This is a genomic window from Streptomyces sp. NPDC050564 (assembly GCF_044457265.1).
In the GTDB taxonomy this organism is placed as follows: Bacteria; Actinomycetota; Actinomycetes; order Streptomycetales; family Streptomycetaceae; genus Streptomyces.
Genome location: NZ_JBITGS010000005.1, coordinates 328697 through 345825 on the forward strand (window position 1 = coordinate 328697; position 17129 = coordinate 345825).

A 17129-nucleotide genomic window follows, 5' to 3' on the forward strand; every position below is an offset into this window, starting at 1 on the left:
GGCGCGTTGCCGTAGCGGTTGCTGAGTCGCACGCCGGGCGGCCTCGTCGCCGACGGGCGTCTTCCGCGCCCGCCGGCGTTTTACCGTCCCTCGACGAGGGAGGTGAGGGCCGGGGTCGTCCGGCGTGCGGGTGGGACCTGCGGGCGCGGTTCGAGTCCGAAGGTGGTGAAGGCGGTTCGGCCGGGCAGCGGGTAGGGGTCCTTGCCGGTGAGGGAGTTGAGGATGGTGGCGCTGCGCCAGGCAGCGAGGCCGAGGTCCGGGGCGCCGACGCCGTGGGTGTGGAGTTCGGCGTTCTGGACGTAGACGTGACCGGCGACGGAGGGTTCGAGGACCAGGCGGAACTGGTCGTCGATACGGGGGCGTTCGCTGCCGTCGCGGCGCAGATAGGGGTCGAGTCCGGCGAGGATCTGACCGAGGGGGCGTTCGCGGTAGCCGGTGGCGAGGACGACGGCGTCGGTGGTGAGCCGGGAGCGGGCGCCCTGCTGGCCGTGTTCGAGGTGGAGTTCGACCTTGGCGGTGGCGACACGGCCCGCGGTGCGGACGGTGACGGCGGGGGTGAGGACGGCGTCGGGCCAGCCGCCGTGCAGGGTGCGGCGGTAGAGCTCGTCGTGGATGGCGGCGATGGTGTCCGCGTCGATGCCTTTGTGGAGCTGCCATTGGGCGGCGACGAGCCGGTCACGGACGGGTTCGGTGAGGGCGTGGAAGTAGCGCGTGTAGTCGGGGGTGAAGTGTTCCAGGCCGAGCTTGGAGTACTCCATGGGTGCGAATGCTTCGGTGCGGGCGAGCCAGTGGATCTTCTCGCGGCCCGAGGGGCGGTTGCGCAGGAGGTCGAGGAAGACTTCGGCGCCGGACTGCCCCGCGCCGATGACGGTGATGTGTTCGGCGGTGAGGAACTGCTCGCGGTGTTTGAGGTAGTCCGAGGCGTGGATGACGGGCACGCCCGGGGCTTCGACGAGGGGTTTGAGGGGTTCGGGGATGTGCGGGGCGGTGCCGACGCCGAGGACGATGTTGCGGGTGTAGGAGCGGCCGAGGGATTGGGCTTCTCCGTCGGTGCCGAGCTGGGTGAAGTCGACTTCGAACAGGGCGCGTTCGGGGTTCCAGCGGACGGCGTCGACCTGGTGGCCGAAGTGGAGTCCGGGGATGCTGTCGGCGACCCATCGGCAGTAGGCGTCGTATTCGGCGCGCTGGATGTGGAAGCGCTCGGCGAAGTAGAAGGGGAAGAGGCGTTCGCGGGCCTTGAGGTAGTTGAGGAACGACCACGGGTTCACGGGGTCGGCGAGGGTCACCAGGTCGGCGAGGAAGGGAACTTGGAGGGTGGCGCCGTCGATGAGGAGGCCGGGATGCCAGTCGAAGCCGGGGCGTTGTTCGTAGAAGACGGTGTCGAGTTCGACGAGGGGGTGGGCGAGGGCGGCGAGGGAGAGGTTGAAGGGGCCGATGCCGATCCCCACCAGGTCGCGGGGTGCTTCGGCGGCGGGGCGTGGAGGGGTGGGCGTCGGGCTCATCGGGGTGTGTGTCCTTCCACCAGTTTCAGGAGCGCGGCCAGGTCGCCCGGCCGGGTGTAGGGGTTGAGGAGCGTGGCTTTGAGCCAGAGGCGGCCGTCGAGCGCGGCGCGGCCGAGGACGGCGCGGCCTTCGTGCAGGAGGGTGCGGCGTACGGCGGCGATGGTGTCGTCGGTGGCCCCCGCGGGCCGGAACAGGACGGTGCTGATGACCGGCCGGTCGTAGAGCTCGAAGCCGGGGTGGGCGGCTATCAGGTCGGCCAGCTCTCCGGCGCGGGCGCAGACTTGGTCCACGAGGGCGCCGATGCCGTCCCTGCCCAGGGTTTTGAGGGTGACGGCGATTTTGAGGATGTCGGGGCGGCGGGTGGTGCGCAGGGAGCGGCCGAGGAGGTCGGGGAGGCCTGCCTCGGTGTCGTCGTCGGCGTTGAGGTAGTCGGCGCGGTGTTCCAGTACGGCGAGGTCGTTGGGATCGCGTACCGCGAGGAGTCCGGCGGCGACGGGCTGCCAGCCGAGTTTGTGCAGGTCGAGGGTGACGGTGTGGGCGCGGCCGAGCCCGTCGAGTCGGGCGCGGTGCCGGTCGCTGAAGAGGAGGCCTCCGCCATAGGCGGCGTCGATGTGGAGGCGGGCACCGTGGGCGGCGCACAGGTCGGCGATGTCGGGCAGCGGGTCGATGAGACCTGCGTCGGTGGTGCCCGCGGTGGCGGCTACGACGAAGGAGCCGCGCGGGCCGTGCAACTCGGTGAGGGCTTCGTCGAGGGCGGCCGGGTCCATCGTTCCTGCAGGGGCGGGGACGACGACGGGGTCGGGCAGGCCGAGCAGCCAGGCGGCTCGGTGCAGGGAGTGGTGGGCGTTGGCTCCGCAGACGAGCTGCACGCCGCCGTGGGCTTCGCGGGCGAGGAGGAGGGCGAGCTGGTTGGACTCGGTGCCGCCGGTGGTGACGAGGGCGGCGCCTTGCGCGTCGTACACCTCGTGGGCCAGTGCCCTGGTGACGAGGGCCTCCAGCTCCGAGGCGGCCGGCGCCTGGTCCCAGGAGTCAAGGGACGGGTTGAGGGCGCAGGCGGCGAGGTCGGCTGCGGTGGCGACGGCGAGGGGTGGGCAGTGCAGGTGGGCCGCGCAGAGCGGGTCTGCGGGGTCGGCGGCGCCCTCGGCGAGGGCCCGCACGAGGATGTGCAGGGCGTCCTCGCCGCCCTGCCGGGGCAGTACGTCGCCGACCGCGTCCCGTACGCGCCGTGCCACCGCCTCGGGTCCCCCCGCGGGCAGTGGTCCTCCGCGGGCGGCGCCGCCCTCTTGGAGTGCGTCGAGGACGGTCTCGAGCAACGGCCGCAGTGCGCCGGGACCTTCGGGGCCTGAGGCGAGGGGCGGCGTGCTCATGGGGGTCCTCCGGTGGGCGCGCGGCGCGGGGAATCCAAGGGTGTACGCATTTGGGGTCTGCGCGCCCGTATAGGAAACGATCCGACCCAAAAGGGGGTACTGCCGTGCGGAGGAAACGTGTTGGGTCGGCGAAGGTGCTAGATGTCTTGCGCCCGGGCCGGGTTGACGTCTCGTATTGACGTGGGGCGCCGAAGGAGTGGGTCCACTGTGGGCCCGTTGTCGCAGACCTGCTGTTCGATGACCGCCGGCCGCCTGTGGATGCGGTGGGTTTTGTTCGCCCCCGCCGGCCCTGCCCGTCCCGTGCAGCTTTCGGCTGAGGGTGGGTGGAGGCTGGCCGCGCAGTTGCCCGCGTCCCTGAAGGGGCGCGGGCAACTGGGAGTTCTTTGAGCGGGGCCCGGGGGCGTGGGCGGGAACCCTACGCCTCGCGTACCCGCAATGCCCTTTTCAGGTCGTCGAGTTGGTCGGCGAGCTTGCGGCGCAGTGCCGGGATGGGGTCGGCGTCTCGGAGGCAGGCCTCGCCGAGGGCGAGGGTCTCGGCGGAGATGGCGTGGACGGGGAAGGCCCAACGGCCCGCGGCCTCGGCGATCGCGGGGCCGCGGCGGGCGGCGACGGCCACGGCGTCGGGCCAGTAGCGCTCGACGTACTCGCGGACGAGGTCGGCCTGTTCGGGCTGCCAGAAGCCCTGGGCGGTGGCGGTGAAGAGGTAGTTGGAGAGGTCGTCGGCCGAGAACATCGCCTCCCATGCCGTGCGCTTCGCCTCGGGGTCGGGCAGCGCGGCGTGGCAGCGTGCCGCGCCTTCCTGGCCGGTGGCGCTGGGGTCCTGGACGAGTTCGGCGTCGATGACGGCGTCGTCGACGGCGCCGAGGACGGCGAGCCGCCCGAGGATGCGCCAGCGCAGTTCGGGGTCGAGCTCGGGACCGCCGGGCACGGTGCCTTCGGAGAACCAGGCACTGATGGTGTCGGGGTGGGCGGCGACGTCGATGAAGTGGCGTACGGCGGTGAGGCGCAGTCCGGGGTGGGAGCCGTCCTCGGTGCGGCGGATGAGGTCGCGGCACAGGGCGGTGAGGGTGGCGAGGGCGGCGGGGCGCTCCTCGGGCGCCAGGTAGCGGTCGGCGATGTGGGCGGCCGCGAAGGACAGGACGCCCTGGACGAGAGCGAGGTCGGTCTCGTGCGGGAGGTGGGCACGGGCGGCGTCGATGTAGGCCATGGCGGGCAGTTCGCCGTCGCGTACGGCGTCGCGCAGGGCATTCCAGACGACGGCCCGGGTGAGCGGGTCGGGCAGGCCGGAGAGGGCCGCGTGGACGGTCTCGAAGGACGCGGGGTCGAAGCGGACCTTCGCGTAGGACAGGTCGCCGTCGTTGAGGAGGAGCAGGGCGGGGCGCTTGCCGATCGCCGTCGGCTCGGCCTGCGGTACGTCGACGTCGAGGCGCTCGCGCAGGGTGAGGCGGCCCTCGCCGGTGAGGTCCTGGTCGTAGAGGCCGACGGCGATGCGGTGCGGGCGGCTGCCGTCGTGCCGCACCGTGAGGGTGTGGGTGCCGTCGGCCGCCGCGGTGATCGTGGGGGTGAGGGTGTCGACGCCGGTGGTGCGCAGCCAGGCGTCGGCCCAGGCGTGCACATCGCGTTCGGTGGCGGAGGCGAGGTTGTCGATGAAGTCGGCGAGGGTGGCGTTGGCGAACTTGTGGCGGGCGAAGTGGGTGTTGATGCCGGCGAGGAAGTCCTTCTCGCCGAGCCAGGCCACCAGTTGGCGCAGGGCGGAGGCGCCCTTGGCGTAGGAGATACCGTCGAAGTTGAGCATGGCGGACGCGGTGTCGGGGACGGCGTCCGGGTCGGGGGCGACGGGGTGGGTGGAGGGGCGCTGGTCCGCGTCGTAGCCCCAGGACTTGCGGGCGACGCCGAAGTCGGTCCAGGTGTCGGTGAAGCGGGTGGCTTCGGTGAGGGTCTGGTAGCCCATGTACTCGGCGAAGGACTCGTTCAGCCAGATGTCGTCCCACCAGCGCAGGGTGACGAGGTCGCCGAACCACATGTGGGCCATTTCGTGGGCGATGACCATGGCGCGGGTCTGCCGCTCGGTGTCGGTGACGGCGGAGCGGTAGATGAACTCGTCGCGGAAGGTGACGAGCCCGGGGTTCTCCATGGCGCCGGCGTTGAACTCGGGGACGAACGCCTGATCGTAGGAGTCGAAGGGGTAGGGCTCGTCGAACTTCTCGTGGTAGCGGTCGAAGCAGGCGCGGGTGACGTCGAGGATCTCGTCGGCGTCGGCGTCCATGTGGGGGGCCAGGGAGCGGCGGCAGTGGATGCCGAAGGGCAGGCCGCGGTGTTCGGTGCGGACGGAGTGCCAGGGTCCCGCGGCGACGGCGACCAGGTAGGTGGAGATCAGCGGGGTGGGCGCGGCCTTCCAGCGGCCCTCCCCGAGGTGCTCGGTGACGCCGTTGGCGAGGACGGTCCAGCCGTCGGGGGCGGTGACGGACAGGTCGAAGACGGCCTTCAGGTCGGGCTGGTCGAAGGCGGCGAAGACACGCTGGACGTCTTCCATGAACAGCTGGGTGTAGAGGTAGGTCTCGCCGTCGGTGGGGTCGGTGAAGCGGTGCATGCCCTCGCCGGTGCGGGAGTAGCGCATGGAGACGTCGACGCGCAGCTCGTGCTCGCCCGCGGTCAGTCCCTTGAGCGGCAGCCGGTTCTCGACGAGGGTCTCGGGGTCGAGGGGCTGCCCGTCGAGGGTGACGGAGCGCAGCTCGGCGGGCTTCAGCTCGACGAAGGTGTCCGCGTCGGCGCGGACGGTGAACCGGATGACGGTCAGGGAGTCGAAGGTCTCGTCCCCGCGGGTCAGATCGAGTTCGATCCCGTAGTGGTGGACGTCGAGGAGCTTGGCACGGGTCTGCGCTTCGTCGCGCGTCAGTACGGACATGGGGCCATGCTGCCTGATGCTGCTGACAGGGCACAGAGGTGGCCCGATACGAGCTTTATGTCCCACGGTGGCCGCGGGGGCAGGCGCGCGTCGGCTACGGGGTGCGATCCTGCTCCAGCTTCTTGTTGCGGACCTCGCGGCGGCCGGGGACACGGGTGTCCGGGTGCGGCAGGCCTGGGCCGGGGACGGGGACGGGGACGGGCGGTATGTGCCCCTTGGCCTGGGCGCGCAGTTCGCGCAGCTCCCGTTCGAGGGCTCGGTGGCGCCGGTGGGTGTCGTACAGGTAGCGGACCTTGGTGCGCAGCGCCCAGGGGTCGACGGGCTTCATGACGAGGTCGGCGACGCCGAGGCCGAAGGCGATGGAGGCGAGTTCGGCGTCCGGGCCGAAGCCGGTGAGCAGGATGATGGGGATGTGCTGGGTCTGCTCCACGCGCCGCATGTAGCGCACGACGTCCAGGCCGCTGACGCCGGGCATGCGCACGTCGAGGAGGAGCAGCCCGACCTGGCCGCGCAGGACTTCCTTGAGCGCTTCGTCGCCGCTGGTCGCGCGGGACACCTGGTAGCCGAGCGGGGCCAGCGCGCTCTCCAGGGCGTACAGCGTGTCCTCATGATCATCGACGATGAGGATCTTGGCATCAGACGGCATGGCCCGACGTCCCCTCGTTTGGACATACCAGCTTCTGCCCGTTCCGACTCACGAGGTGCGCCCGTGGTTGTGGCGGGAAGTGCCGGCGGCGAGTGCCCGGCGAAGAGTGCTCACGCAGCATGCACGCTGCGACCGCCCGGTGTCACTCCCCCGCGTCGGCCGTACCGTTGCCCGCGTCGTCCGCGATGCGCTCGTGGTGGCGGATGACCTCGGCGATGATGAAATTCAGCAATTTTTCGGCGAAGGCCGGATCCAGCTTGGCGTTCTCGGCGAGCCGGCGGAGCCGGGCGATCTGGTGGGCCTCTCGGGACGGGTCGGCGGGCGGCAGCTGGTGTGCGGCCTTGAGGTGGCCGACCTGCTGGGTGCACTTGAACCGCTCGGCGAGCATGTGCACGACGGCGGCGTCGATGTTGTCGATGCTGTCGCGCAGCCGGGCGAGTTCGGCGCGGACCGCGGGGTCGACCTGGCCGCTTCCGCCGCCGGTCGCTTCGTTGGTGTTGCTCGTCGTCATGGGGTCCAACCCTACGTGGCCTACAGCGGCTCGATCATGGGTCCCTGGGTGGCGTGCGGCCCCTCGATCATCGGCGGATCGTCGGGGTCCGGTATCCGGTTGCTCCAGCCGCCGGGGACGGTTCGGCCCTGCTGCTCGCGGAAGCGGACGGGCGCCATGCCGACGCGGCGGGTGAACAGGCGGGAGAAGTAGGCGGGATCGTCGTAGCCGACGCGGCGGGCGACGGCGGCGACCGGGAGCTCGGTGGCGGCGAGGAGTTCCTTGGCGCGGCCCAGGCGGATACCGAGGAGGTAGTCCTTGGGGCTGCATCCGGCGCCGCGGCGGACGGCGGTGCGCAGTTCGGCGGGGGTCATCCCGTGCCGGGCCGCGTGTTCGGCGACGGACAGCGGTTGGAAGGCGTCGCGGGCGAGGGCCTGCAGGACCTCGTCGCCGTCAGGGGCGAGGTCGGCGCGGGCGCGGCGCAGGGCGACAAGGAGTTCGTGGACGGCGGCGCCCGTCTCGACCTCGAGGAGGGGGTTGCCGCGGCGGGCGGCGCGGGCGATGCGGCCGACGACGGCGCGGGCGGCGCCCGCGTCGGCGAGGGGCACGACGGGCCGGTCCGGTTCGATGTAGCCGAGTTCGGTGTATGTCGCTGTCGCGGGCCCGGTGAAGTCGACGAAGCACTCGTCCCAGCTCGGGTCGGGCCCGTAGTGGTGCGGTACGCCGGGGGTGAGCCAGATCAGGGCGGGCGCGGTGACTCGGTGGCGGTGCCCGTCGGGGGTCCGGTACCAGCCGCTGCCCGCGCTGATCACGACGGCGACGTGGTGGTCGAGGTTGCGCGGTCCGACGACGGGCAGCTCGCCGTGCTGGAGGCCGACGCCGAGGCAGGCGAGGCCGAGCCGGTGATGGACAGGTGCGGGGGTGAAATAGCGCATCCAGGTGTGGTACATCCGCTTTTCTCCCGCCCCGCTCGGCGACTCCGGCGTGTCTGCACACGTACCTGAACGTCACTGCGTGCCCGTACGCGTCGCTTGCGTCCAATCAGCGCTGATCTTTGTCCATGGACGCGGCCGCCGCCAGGGGGTGATCGTGTGGCCATGAGCGAGTTCACGGTGGGGGACACGGATTTTCTGCTGGACGGACGCCCGGTGCGGCTGCTGTCCGGTGCACTGCACTACTTCCGGGTGCACGAGGAGCAGTGGGCGCATCGGCTGGGGATGCTGCGGGCGATGGGGCTCAACTGTGTGGAGACGTACGTTCCGTGGAATCTCCACGAGCCTCGCCCCGGCGTCTTCCGGGAGGTCCGGCAGCTGGGCCGCTTTCTGGACGCGGCGCGTGAGGCCGGGCTGTGGGCGATCGTGCGTCCCGGGCCGTACATCTGCGCCGAGTGGGACAACGGCGGGCTGCCGCACTGGCTGACCGGGCGGATCCGGACGCGGGACGCCGAGTATCTGGGACATGTGGAGCGCTGGTTCCACCATCTGCTGGGCGAGATCGTGCCGCGGCAGATCGACCGTGGCGGCCCGGTGCTGATGGTGCAGGTCGAGAACGAGTACGGCAGCTACGGCTCCGACCAGGTGTATCTGCGCCGGCTGGCCGAGCTGCTGCGCGCCGAGGGCGTGAGCGTTCCGCTGTTCACCTCGGACGGCCCCGAGGACCACATGCTCACCGGCGGTTCGATCCCCGGCATCCTGGCGACCGCCAATTTCGGCTCCCACGCGCGCGTGGCCTTCGAGACACTGCGCCGGCACCGGCCGAAGGGCCCGCTGATGTGCATGGAATTCTGGTGCGGCTGGTTCGACCACTGGGGCGCCGATCACGTCGTACGCGATCCGGGGGACGCGGCGGACGCGCTGCGGGAGATCCTGGAGTGCGGGGCTTCGGTCAACGTCTACATGGCGCACGGGGGCACCAACTTCGCCGGCTGGGCGGGCGCCAACCGGGGCGGCGGCGATCTGCACGAGGGCCCGCTGGAGCCGGACGTCACCTCCTACGACTACGACGCGCCGATCGACGAGCTCGGGCGCCCCACCGAGAAGTTCTGGCGCTTCCGGGAGATCCTCGCCGGGTACGCGGACGGGCCGCTGCCCGACGTACCGCCGCCGCCCGCGCGCCTCGGGGCGTCCGCGTCGGCCGGCCTTCGGCAATGGGCCTCCCTGGACGCCGTCCTGGAGACGCTGGGCGGCCCCGGGGGCGAGTACCCCGTGCCGCCGACCTTCGAGGAACTGGACGTGGACCAGGGGCTGGTCAAGTACGAGGTGACCGTGCCCGGCCCCCGGCAGCCCTATCCGCTGACCCTGCGTGGGCTGCGGGACCTCGCGGTGGCGTACGTCGACGGCGCGCGGGCCGGGGTGCTCACCGAGGACGAGCCGCAGCTCAAGGAGCCCGTCGTGGGGCACGCGCGCGTGGAGCTGTGGGTGGAGTCCCTGGGGAGGGTCAACTACGGGCCGCGCACCGGCGAGCCGAAGGGCATCACGGGGGGCGTGCTGCACGAGCGGCAGTATCTGCACGGAGTGCGGGCGCGAGGGCTGCGTCTCGACGCCCTGGACGACATCGGGCGTATCCCTTTCCGGGAACTCCCCGAGGACGGCGCCCCCGGCCTGTACCGCGGCACCGTCGAGGTGCGCGGCGCCGGGGACGCCTTCCTCGAACTCCCGGGCTGGACCCGGGGGTTCGTTTGGATCAACGGATTCAATCTCGGACGGTACTGGTCCGTGGGTCCACAGCGCTCGCTGTACGTCCCTGGTCCTGTCCTGCGCGAGGGCGTCAACGAGGTGTGGGTGCTGGAGCTTCAGGAGGCTCCACCGTCTCAGGAGACCTCGGTGACCCTGGAGACCTCGGTGACCTCGAAGGAGTCCAGGGAGAACTCCGCCGTGCCGTCGTCCCCGATCTTGCGCAGTCCGACCCAGGCCTCGCCGTCCCGGGGCGCGGTGAACTCGTAGGTCACTTCGGCCGGTTCAGTGGCGACGGGCAGGTCGGTGCGGTCGGTCTCGCTCGTCGTCGCCCCTCGGTCGACGGCGGTGATCCAGGAGTACTGCCCGGCCTTCTCGTTCTCGTAGCGGAAGGTGACCCGGTAGCGGCTGCCCGGCTCGAACCGGACGGTGTGCGGCACGGTCCGGTAGACCAGGCCGTCGTTCTCGCCGCGCGACTTCAACGACTGGGAGCCGTCGATGACGTCGTCGATCGTCTTGCCGTTCCAGCCGCGCTGGGTGAACGGCGCGTGCCGCTGGGCGATGTGGGTGCGCGGGTCGGTGGCGCCGCCCGCGTCGCCCTTGACGAAGGGGCCCCAGCCCTGGGGGACGTTCTCGAAGTCCTCGAAGACGAGGGTGCCCTGCTTCGCCGTAGGGCGTGCCGGCACGACCCTTACGTTGTCGAACCGCACGCGCGCGTGCCCGGCGGCGGCGCGCAGGGTGAGGTCGACCCCTCCGCCGCCCTCGGGCACCGTGAAGTACGTGAACAGCCGCTGGAAGCGGGTGCCGTGCTTGCGGTCGGCGGCGACGTAGTTGCCCGCGGTGGACGTCTCGGTCCAGTTGGCGGCGGTGACACCGTCGGCGGTACGAATGTGGAGGGACGCCTTGCGGGTGTCGTCCGCGCTCTCGCCGACCTCGACCTGGACGGAGGCGGCGTACGGGCCGGGCTTCAGACGGGTGAGCCGCTGGGAGACGGTGGCGGCGCCGCCGGAGGCGATCACCAGCTCGTAGTCGCCGAGGTCGCTGAGCTCGACGGAGGCGGGACCACTGACCGTCCAGCCCTTCAGGGAGCCGGAGTTGAAGCCCGGGTCGTGGAGCGGAGTGGCCTGGCCCCAGGCGGGGTCGGGGGTGTCGGCGACGCGGGTGCGGTAGAGGACGTACGGCTGCTTGGCCGAGGCGTCGAGGGTGATCCTGCCGGCGCGTACGGGGACGTATGTCAGGAACACCCGGCCCTGGTCGGTGAGCCGGTACAGGGCGGCCCGGGACAGTCCCTCCCATGCGCGCGGGAGCCGCCAGCTGCTGCTGCCGCCCGCGGGGTTGTAGTGATACAGCTTCGTGGGCTTCTTGGGGTCCCAGGGGAGGAGATAAGAGCCTCCGTCGTAGACGAGCCGTCCGTCGGTGGTGATGCGACGGGTGCCGTCGGCGTCGGAGACGGACGTGGCCCCCTCGAAGGTGATCTCGTGCTCGCCCCACGTCCTGATCGGGAACGCCTGGAGGTACTTGGCGGGCAGCGAGTGGGTCCAGATCAGGTCGTAGAAGTAGGTCCAGTCGGTCTTGCCGGTCCAGCCCTCGAAGTTGCCCATGCGGGCGATGCCCAGCAAGGTGGGCCACTTGTCGGCGAAGACGTCCTTCTGGTGGTTGCGGATGAAGCGGACGAGCCGTGAGTTGACGCCGCGGGATGTGTCGGGGCCGTAGTCCGTCTCGGTCGCCCAGTGCGACCACAGAGAGGAGCGCTCCAGGCCGTGGCCCCACTCGGAGGTGACGTGCCAACCCTGGTCGCGCAGGGCGCGCTGGAGTCGGTCGGAGGTCCACCCAGACTCGCGGAAGACGTCGATGTAGAGGGAATTGAGGGCAGGGTGTGCGTCGGCCCGCAGGTCCGCGAAGCGACGCACGATGTCGCCGGAGACGAGATCGCGGCGCTGGTCGATCCGGTAGGACTGGTCCAGCCAGTCCCACTGCTCGTTGGTCTTGTCGACGAGGGTCTCGGAGAAGGCGTGGGCGACGGGGTAGGACTCGGTGGCGTTGACGTGGACGGCGAAGTCGCTGTTCCACTTCCTGCCCTCGCCGACCAGGGTGTTGAGGTCGTCCAGGCCGCCCGCGCGCTCGTTGTAGTTGCCCGCGTAGTCGGGGTGCGCGGAGTCGTGGCCCTCGGACTGGTAGCCCTTGAGGAGGGTGAACTGCCGCAGTCCGTCGGTCGCCAGGGAGATCCGCTTGACGTTGTCGAGGGTGGCGAGGAACGGATTGGTGGCCTGCGAGGCGAAGTTGAAGGGAATGTGCGGGACGACACGCAGATACGTCTCGTCGGCGCCGAGCGGGCTGACCATGATGTCGCGGAAGGCGATCGCCGCGTCCTGCCAGTCGATCACGCCGTCCCCGTTGCGGTCGCCGGTGACGATGACCGTGGCGTACGGAAGGGGCTCGGTGTCGGTGGCGGTCGCCGCGCGGTGGGTCCACTGCCCGGGGGTGAGCTGCGCCTTGACGTAGCCGTCCTTGCGGACCGTCTGCCGCCACAGCCTGCCGTTCTCCCACGAGCTGGTGCCGTCGGGCTTGTCATAGACCGTGTTGGTCTCCACGGCAGCCGCGAGTCCGTGGTGCGCGACGACGGCGTACGCGCATCCGGTGGCCGTGTCGGTCGGGCTGTCGGCGGTCGGGGTGAGCAGGGTGTCGCCGCTCCGGGACTTGTCCAACTGAATGCGGGCGGCCAGGAGTTGGGCGCCGGACTGATCGCTGCGGACGGAGAGCAGGGCGAGGCCGGGGATGCGGAGCGTTCCGACGGGGAGGGCCGCGGTGTCCGCGATCTCCGTGACGCGCCAGGCCACTTGACGGTTCGTCACGGAGATCTCGACGTCGATCGTGGTGCCGCCGTCGAAGGCGAGCCGGTACGCGACCGCGGTGTCGCCCGCCGTGGCGGTGACCGTCGGGGTGCGCTCGGTGCCGTCGACGAGCACGGAGGTGACCTCGTCCTCCTGACCGTGCAGGACAGCGCCGGTGGCGCGGTCGGTGTACGAGACGATCCGCGGGAAGGCGGCGGCGACGCGGACCTCGAGGGCGCGGGAGCGGATGACGAGGTCCTCGCCGGAGGCGGCCGCCTCGGCGGAGGCCGTACCCGGCATACCGAGTGCGGCCCCGATTCCGGCCGCGGCGCCCGCCGCGACGACGGCGCGGCGGGTGGGTGCGAACGAGTCCGAGGGCAGGGCGTGTGAAGGCATGGCTGAGGGCTGCAAGTCACTCCTCCTGGGGGCGGGTTCCGTGCCGTCAGCCTGCGCCGGGTGGGGCGAACGTGCCCATGGACAAAGGAGGGAGAGGAGTTGGACTAACGGGTCGGTGGTCTAACGGTCCGACGCCTGCAGCACCTTGTGGAAGTGCACGTCCTGATGCCCGCCCGGGATGCCCTCCGTGCGGCCCGTCTCGCGGTAGCCGTGCCCGCGGTAGAAGTCGGGGGCCTGGAAAGTGAACGACGAGACGATCATCTCGGCGCAGCCGCGCCGGGCGGCCTCCTCCTCGGTCGCCCGGAGCAGCTTGCTCCCCCAGCCCGCGTGCCGCTGGTCCGCACGCACCCACAGCATGTCGACCGCGCAGCAACTGCCCCAGACCCAGGCGGTGAGCCCGCCGACGAGTTCGCCCGCGGCGTCGGTCACGCGGACCGAGAGCGGCGCGGGAACACCGGCGCCGGTGGCTTCCGCGTTGAACGCGGTGAGCTCGTCGTCGAGCCGCCGCTCCAGGGCGCGGTCCTTGCCGCCGACCTCCAACGATGCGGAGACGGGCAGCTGTTGGGTGGGGTCGGCGGGGTGCTCTTCGGTGGTCATGGCGCGGAGTATGCCAGCGCCCCGGGACGACCGCCGAAGGCATTTTCGGCACGGGGCACGGGGCACGGGTCACGCGTCACGGCCGAGCGCACTCCCTCCGTCGGACACGCACCACAGCCGAGGGCCTTTCCGCCACCGGACGCCACGGCCGAGCGCACTCCCGCTACCGGACACGCATCACAGCCGAGCACACTCCCACCGCCGGCGCACGACGCACGCCACAGCCGAGGGCCTTCCCACCGCCGGTCACGCACCACAGCCAACGGCCTTCCCACCGCCGGACACGCACCACAACCGAACGCACTCCCACCGCCGGCGCACGACGCACGCCACAGCCGAGGGGGGCTTTCCACCGCCGTACGCTGCCGCGTCATCGCCGGCCGGTCTTCTCGTACGGCAGCACGCGCGGACCTGCCGGCCGCCCTCCCGTGCGGGGCCGGCCGTGAGGGTGCCCCCAAGGGCGGTGGCGCGTTCGGTGAGACCGACGAAACCGAAGGCGCTGCCGGGGAGGCCGGGGAGCCGCTTGGTGCCGTCGTCGCGTACCTCCAGGCCGGTGGGGCCGAGGCCGGCTCCCGAGACGGCTCCGGAAAGGGGCTCCCGATTCGGGACCCGGAAACGGGACCCGGAAACGGGCTCTCCCCTCCATGGGACCGGCGCAGCGGGGCGCCCGCAACCGGGGTCACGGGCGCCCGCACCGTCATGCGTACGGGGCGACGGCCCCGGCCCTCACAGTCCGGACGCCGCCCGGGCTATGTCGGCCGCGAACGTCGAGACCTCGCTGTACACGCCCGGGTATCCAGGCTCGGCGCAGCCCTGGCCCCAGCTGACGATCCCGACCTGGATGTAGGCACCCGTGTTGTCCTTGCGGAACATGGGCCCGCCGGAGTCGCCCTGGCAGGTGTCGACGCCGCCCTGCTGGACGAATCCGGCGCAAATCTCGTCACCGGGGACGAGGTCACTGCCGTACGCCTGCTGACAGGTGGCGTCGTCGACGAAGGGTACGGTGGCCTTGCGCAGGTAGCGCTGCTGACCGCCGCCCTCGCGGGTGGCGCCCCAGCCGGCGACGGTGAAGTTCCCGTTGTTGTACGCGGTGGTGGTGGCGATCTTCAAGGTGGGCTGCTCGATCGGCTTGGCGAGCTTGATCAGGGCCCAGTCCTTGCCCTTGCCGTTGTAGCCGGGCGCCTGGAGCACCTTGGTCGACTTGACCTTGATCGCGCTGCTGCTCTGCAGGTCGACGACGCCGGCGGTGGCGGTGATGGAGGTGTTGGTGCCCGAGCCGTCCACGCAGTGCGCGGCGGTCAGAACGATGCTCTTGGTGTAGAGGGCGCCGCCACAGCCCATGGACAGCCGCACCATGAACGGGAACTCGCCCTGCGCGGCCCGGGTCCCGCCGACGACGGGCGCGGGCGCGGCCTGGGCGGACAGCGGCTGCAGAGACACCGCGGCGAGCGCGACCGTGGCAACGGCGAGCGCTCTTCTTATGAAGCTGGACTTCTTGAGAGACTTCAACGCGCTTCCTTTCGTGGGGGGTTGAACGCGAGGCGCAGGGCATGGAGAGGTTGTGATGGCATGCCCCTGCCAAGCTGGTGCGGATTATGGGGACCGCCACGCAGCCCGGGCAAGAGCCGCATTCCGGCCAGACACCGCTCCGTGCGCCCGGCCACCCCGCCGCCGGGAGAAAGCCCGCTTAGAGTGGAATCCAGTGCTGACGTCTTCAGGGGGTGCGGACGTGGCCAACGGCGGACCTGTCGAGCACGGCTTCCCGCATCTGGACATGGTGCGGGCGTCGATCACCGCGCTCTACAAGCGGCTCTCGTACGACACCATCCACACCTTCGCGACCAGCGTGGCCCCCGCCGACGTGGCCTTCGCCGACATCGACGACCTGCATCTGGGCGCGCAGCGCGTGGCCCGCGAGATGGTGCGGCACTACCGGCTGCCGGACGCCCGGATGATCATCGGCTTCCGTGAGATGACCCACGCGGCGAACGTCGAACTCGCCGCGGGCCCCGAGTACTTCATCGAGCTCAACGACCGCTTCCGCACCCACCGCCGCGACATCGGCGCCGCCCTCGCCCACGAGGTGATGCACGTCTATCTGCACCGCCTCGACCTCTCCTTCCCCGGCACCCGCGACACCGAGATCCTCACGGACACGGCCGCGACGTACCTCGGCGCCGGCTGGCTCCTGCTTGACGCCTACCGCGAGGACGCGGCGTCCTCGCAGAAGCTCGGCTACCTCACTCCCGAGGAGTTCGGCTACGTCCTCGCCAAACGTGCCCTCGTCTTCGGCGAGGACCCCGCGATCTGGTTCACCAGCCCGCAGGCGTACACCGCGTACGCCAAGGGCATGGCGCAGGCCCGCCGCGACGAACAGCAGCCCCCGCTGACCGCCGCCGGCTGGGCAGGCCGCCGCCGCTACGCGAAGGACCGCCGCTACGCCCAGGACCACCACGCCCCCGGCTCCCACCCCGGTGTCCCCTACGCCTTCACCCCGGACACCCGCGGCCCCTTGCGTGTGTCGTTCCCCTGCCCGACCTGCCACCAGCGGATCAGGGTGCCGGTGCGCGGCCGGGTTCGGGCACGCTGCGCGCTGTGCCGGACGGTGCTGGAGTGCGACACGTGACCGGTGAGATGTGAGGGGCGAAGAGTGAGAGGTGAGGCGTAAGAGGTGAGACAGAACACCCCAAAAGCCTTTGCCTCAGGCGTCCTTCGCGAGCGAGGGTCGAAGGATGAGCACGAACGACCCCGCGGCGCGCCTCTTCACCGCTGTGTACGAGGGTGACGAGGACGCGGTCGTAGGGCTGCTGCTGCGCTCCGACGTGAGCCCGGAGTCGGTGGACGAGGACGGCCAGACGGCGCTGTATCTGGCCGCTGTGAGCGACCAACCCGGCATCGTACGACTGCTGCTGGCGGCCGGCGCAGCCCCCGACCGGCTCAGTCAGGGTACGGACGCTCCGCTGTGCGGTGCGGCCTGCGGCGGCCATACGTCGGTGGTGCGCGCACTGCTCGCGGCCGGGGCCGGCCCGGACACGGTGGAGGCGTTCGGCTTCACCGCCCTGACGTGGGCGCTGCGGCGCGGACACACCGAGGTGGCGGAGGCCCTCCTCGCGGCCGGTGCGGACCCGAACCGGCCCGGCCCGACCGGCGAGCCGCCGCTCGTGGCGGCCGCGCACCGCGGTTCGCCGGGGTGCGTGCGAGTCCTTCTCGCGTACCGAGCGCAGGCGGTCGCCGAGGCTCTCGCCGAGGCCCGCCGGTGGCTGTCCCTGGACGTGGAGGCCGAACTCCGCGCGGGCCTGGCCCGGACCCACGGCCCCGGTCACCCGTACGCGACCCACCGCTATCCGGCGGAGGACGGCATCATCGTCGAGGTCCAGCTCCTCGACGCGGAAGGTCACCCGTTCGCCGCCGACGACCAGCAGACGGGGCATGCCGAGACAGCGGCGCTTCTGGAGACGGCCTTGGGGGCGGCTCCCTGAGCGGGGGCCGTTCAGGGATTTTTCGCCTCTTCGCCGTACCCGTCAAACGCCGGAGGGGCTGATTTTCAGCCCCTCCGGCGTTTGAGGACAAGGCCGTTCAGCCCGATGGGGGTTGGGGGCGGAGACCCCGAGTGACGGGCAGGGGCGGGGGGGGGGGGGAAACCCCCCCCCCCCCCCCCCCCCCCCCCCCCCCCCCCCAAGAACCCCCCCCCCCCCCCCCCCCCGGGGGGGGCGGGCCCCCCCC

General features: G+C 71.4%; 11 protein-coding genes and 1 pseudogene. 3 read left to right on the top strand and 9 right to left on the bottom strand.

The features are described from left to right. Positions 1 to 80 precede the first annotated feature (80 nt). The 6 genes from ACIBK0_RS10960 to ACIBK0_RS10985 form a co-directional block, all read right to left on the bottom strand. Positions 81 to 1502, bottom strand: a complete 1422-nt coding sequence (locus ACIBK0_RS10960) for a lysine N(6)-hydroxylase/L-ornithine N(5)-oxygenase family protein (RefSeq protein ID WP_399077936.1) — start codon at positions 1500 to 1502, stop codon at positions 81 to 83. After that, positions 1499 to 2869 carry a pyridoxal phosphate-dependent decarboxylase family protein gene (locus ACIBK0_RS10965; protein WP_399077938.1) on the bottom strand — a complete coding sequence of 457 codons (1371 nt, stop codon included), beginning with the start codon at positions 2867 to 2869 and terminating at the stop codon, positions 1499 to 1501. The genes ACIBK0_RS10960 and ACIBK0_RS10965 overlap by 4 nt, the downstream gene beginning before the upstream one ends. 415 nt (positions 2870 to 3284) lie before the next feature. After that, positions 3285 to 5774 carry an aminopeptidase N gene (pepN, locus tag ACIBK0_RS10970; RefSeq protein WP_399077940.1) on the bottom strand — a complete coding sequence of 830 codons (2490 nt, stop codon included), beginning with the start codon at positions 5772 to 5774 and terminating at the stop codon, positions 3285 to 3287. A gap of 94 nt (positions 5775 to 5868) precedes the next feature. Beyond that, the gene (locus tag ACIBK0_RS10975; protein WP_399077942.1) at positions 5869 to 6420 is read right to left on the bottom strand and encodes a two-component system response regulator; all 552 of its coding nucleotides are present in this window, start codon (positions 6418 to 6420) and stop codon (positions 5869 to 5871) included. A 142-nt stretch (positions 6421 to 6562) separates the two neighbouring features. After that, positions 6563 to 6931: a chorismate mutase gene (locus ACIBK0_RS10980; protein ID WP_399077945.1), complete on the bottom strand. Its 369-nt coding sequence runs from the start codon at positions 6929 to 6931 to the stop codon at positions 6563 to 6565. Positions 6932 to 6951: 20 nt separating this feature from the next. Beyond that, positions 6952 to 7860, bottom strand: coding sequence for a helix-turn-helix domain-containing protein (locus ACIBK0_RS10985; protein ID WP_399077948.1), 909 nt, complete (start codon positions 7858 to 7860; stop codon positions 6952 to 6954). Positions 7861 to 8007: 147 nt separating this feature from the next. On the opposite strand from ACIBK0_RS10985, the gene ACIBK0_RS10990 reads away from it, so the two are divergent. Then, positions 8008 to 9852 carry a beta-galactosidase family protein gene (locus ACIBK0_RS10990; RefSeq protein WP_399077950.1) on the top strand — a complete coding sequence of 615 codons (1845 nt, stop codon included), beginning with the start codon at positions 8008 to 8010 and terminating at the stop codon, positions 9850 to 9852. On the opposite strand, the pseudogene ACIBK0_RS10995 reads toward ACIBK0_RS10990, so the two are convergent. The 3 genes and pseudogenes from ACIBK0_RS10995 to ACIBK0_RS11005 form a co-directional block, all read right to left on the bottom strand. Continuing rightward, positions 9744 to 12809, bottom strand: a pseudogene (locus tag ACIBK0_RS10995) (endo-alpha-N-acetylgalactosaminidase family protein); the annotation flags it as partial. The gene ACIBK0_RS10990 and the pseudogene ACIBK0_RS10995 overlap by 109 nt on opposite strands. 120 nt (positions 12810 to 12929) lie before the next feature. Continuing rightward, on the bottom strand, positions 12930 to 13406 hold the full coding sequence (locus ACIBK0_RS11000) for a GNAT family N-acetyltransferase (RefSeq protein WP_399077953.1): 477 nt from the start codon (positions 13404 to 13406) through the stop codon (positions 12930 to 12932). A 726-nt stretch (positions 13407 to 14132) separates the two neighbouring features. Next, positions 14133 to 14915 carry a S1 family peptidase gene (locus ACIBK0_RS11005; protein ID WP_399077956.1) on the bottom strand — a complete coding sequence of 261 codons (783 nt, stop codon included), beginning with the start codon at positions 14913 to 14915 and terminating at the stop codon, positions 14133 to 14135. 220 nt (positions 14916 to 15135) lie between these two features. Here ACIBK0_RS11005 and ACIBK0_RS11010 point away from each other — a divergent pair, with 220 nt between their 5' ends. Further along, positions 15136 to 16032, top strand: a complete 897-nt coding sequence (locus tag ACIBK0_RS11010; protein ID WP_399077958.1) for a hypothetical protein — start codon at positions 15136 to 15138, stop codon at positions 16030 to 16032. Between the two features lie 106 nt (positions 16033 to 16138). Then, positions 16139 to 16885 (top strand): ankyrin repeat domain-containing protein, encoded by a 747-nt coding sequence (locus tag ACIBK0_RS11015; RefSeq protein WP_399077961.1) that lies wholly within the window; start codon positions 16139 to 16141, stop codon positions 16883 to 16885. Positions 16886 to 17129: the final 244 nt, after the last annotated feature.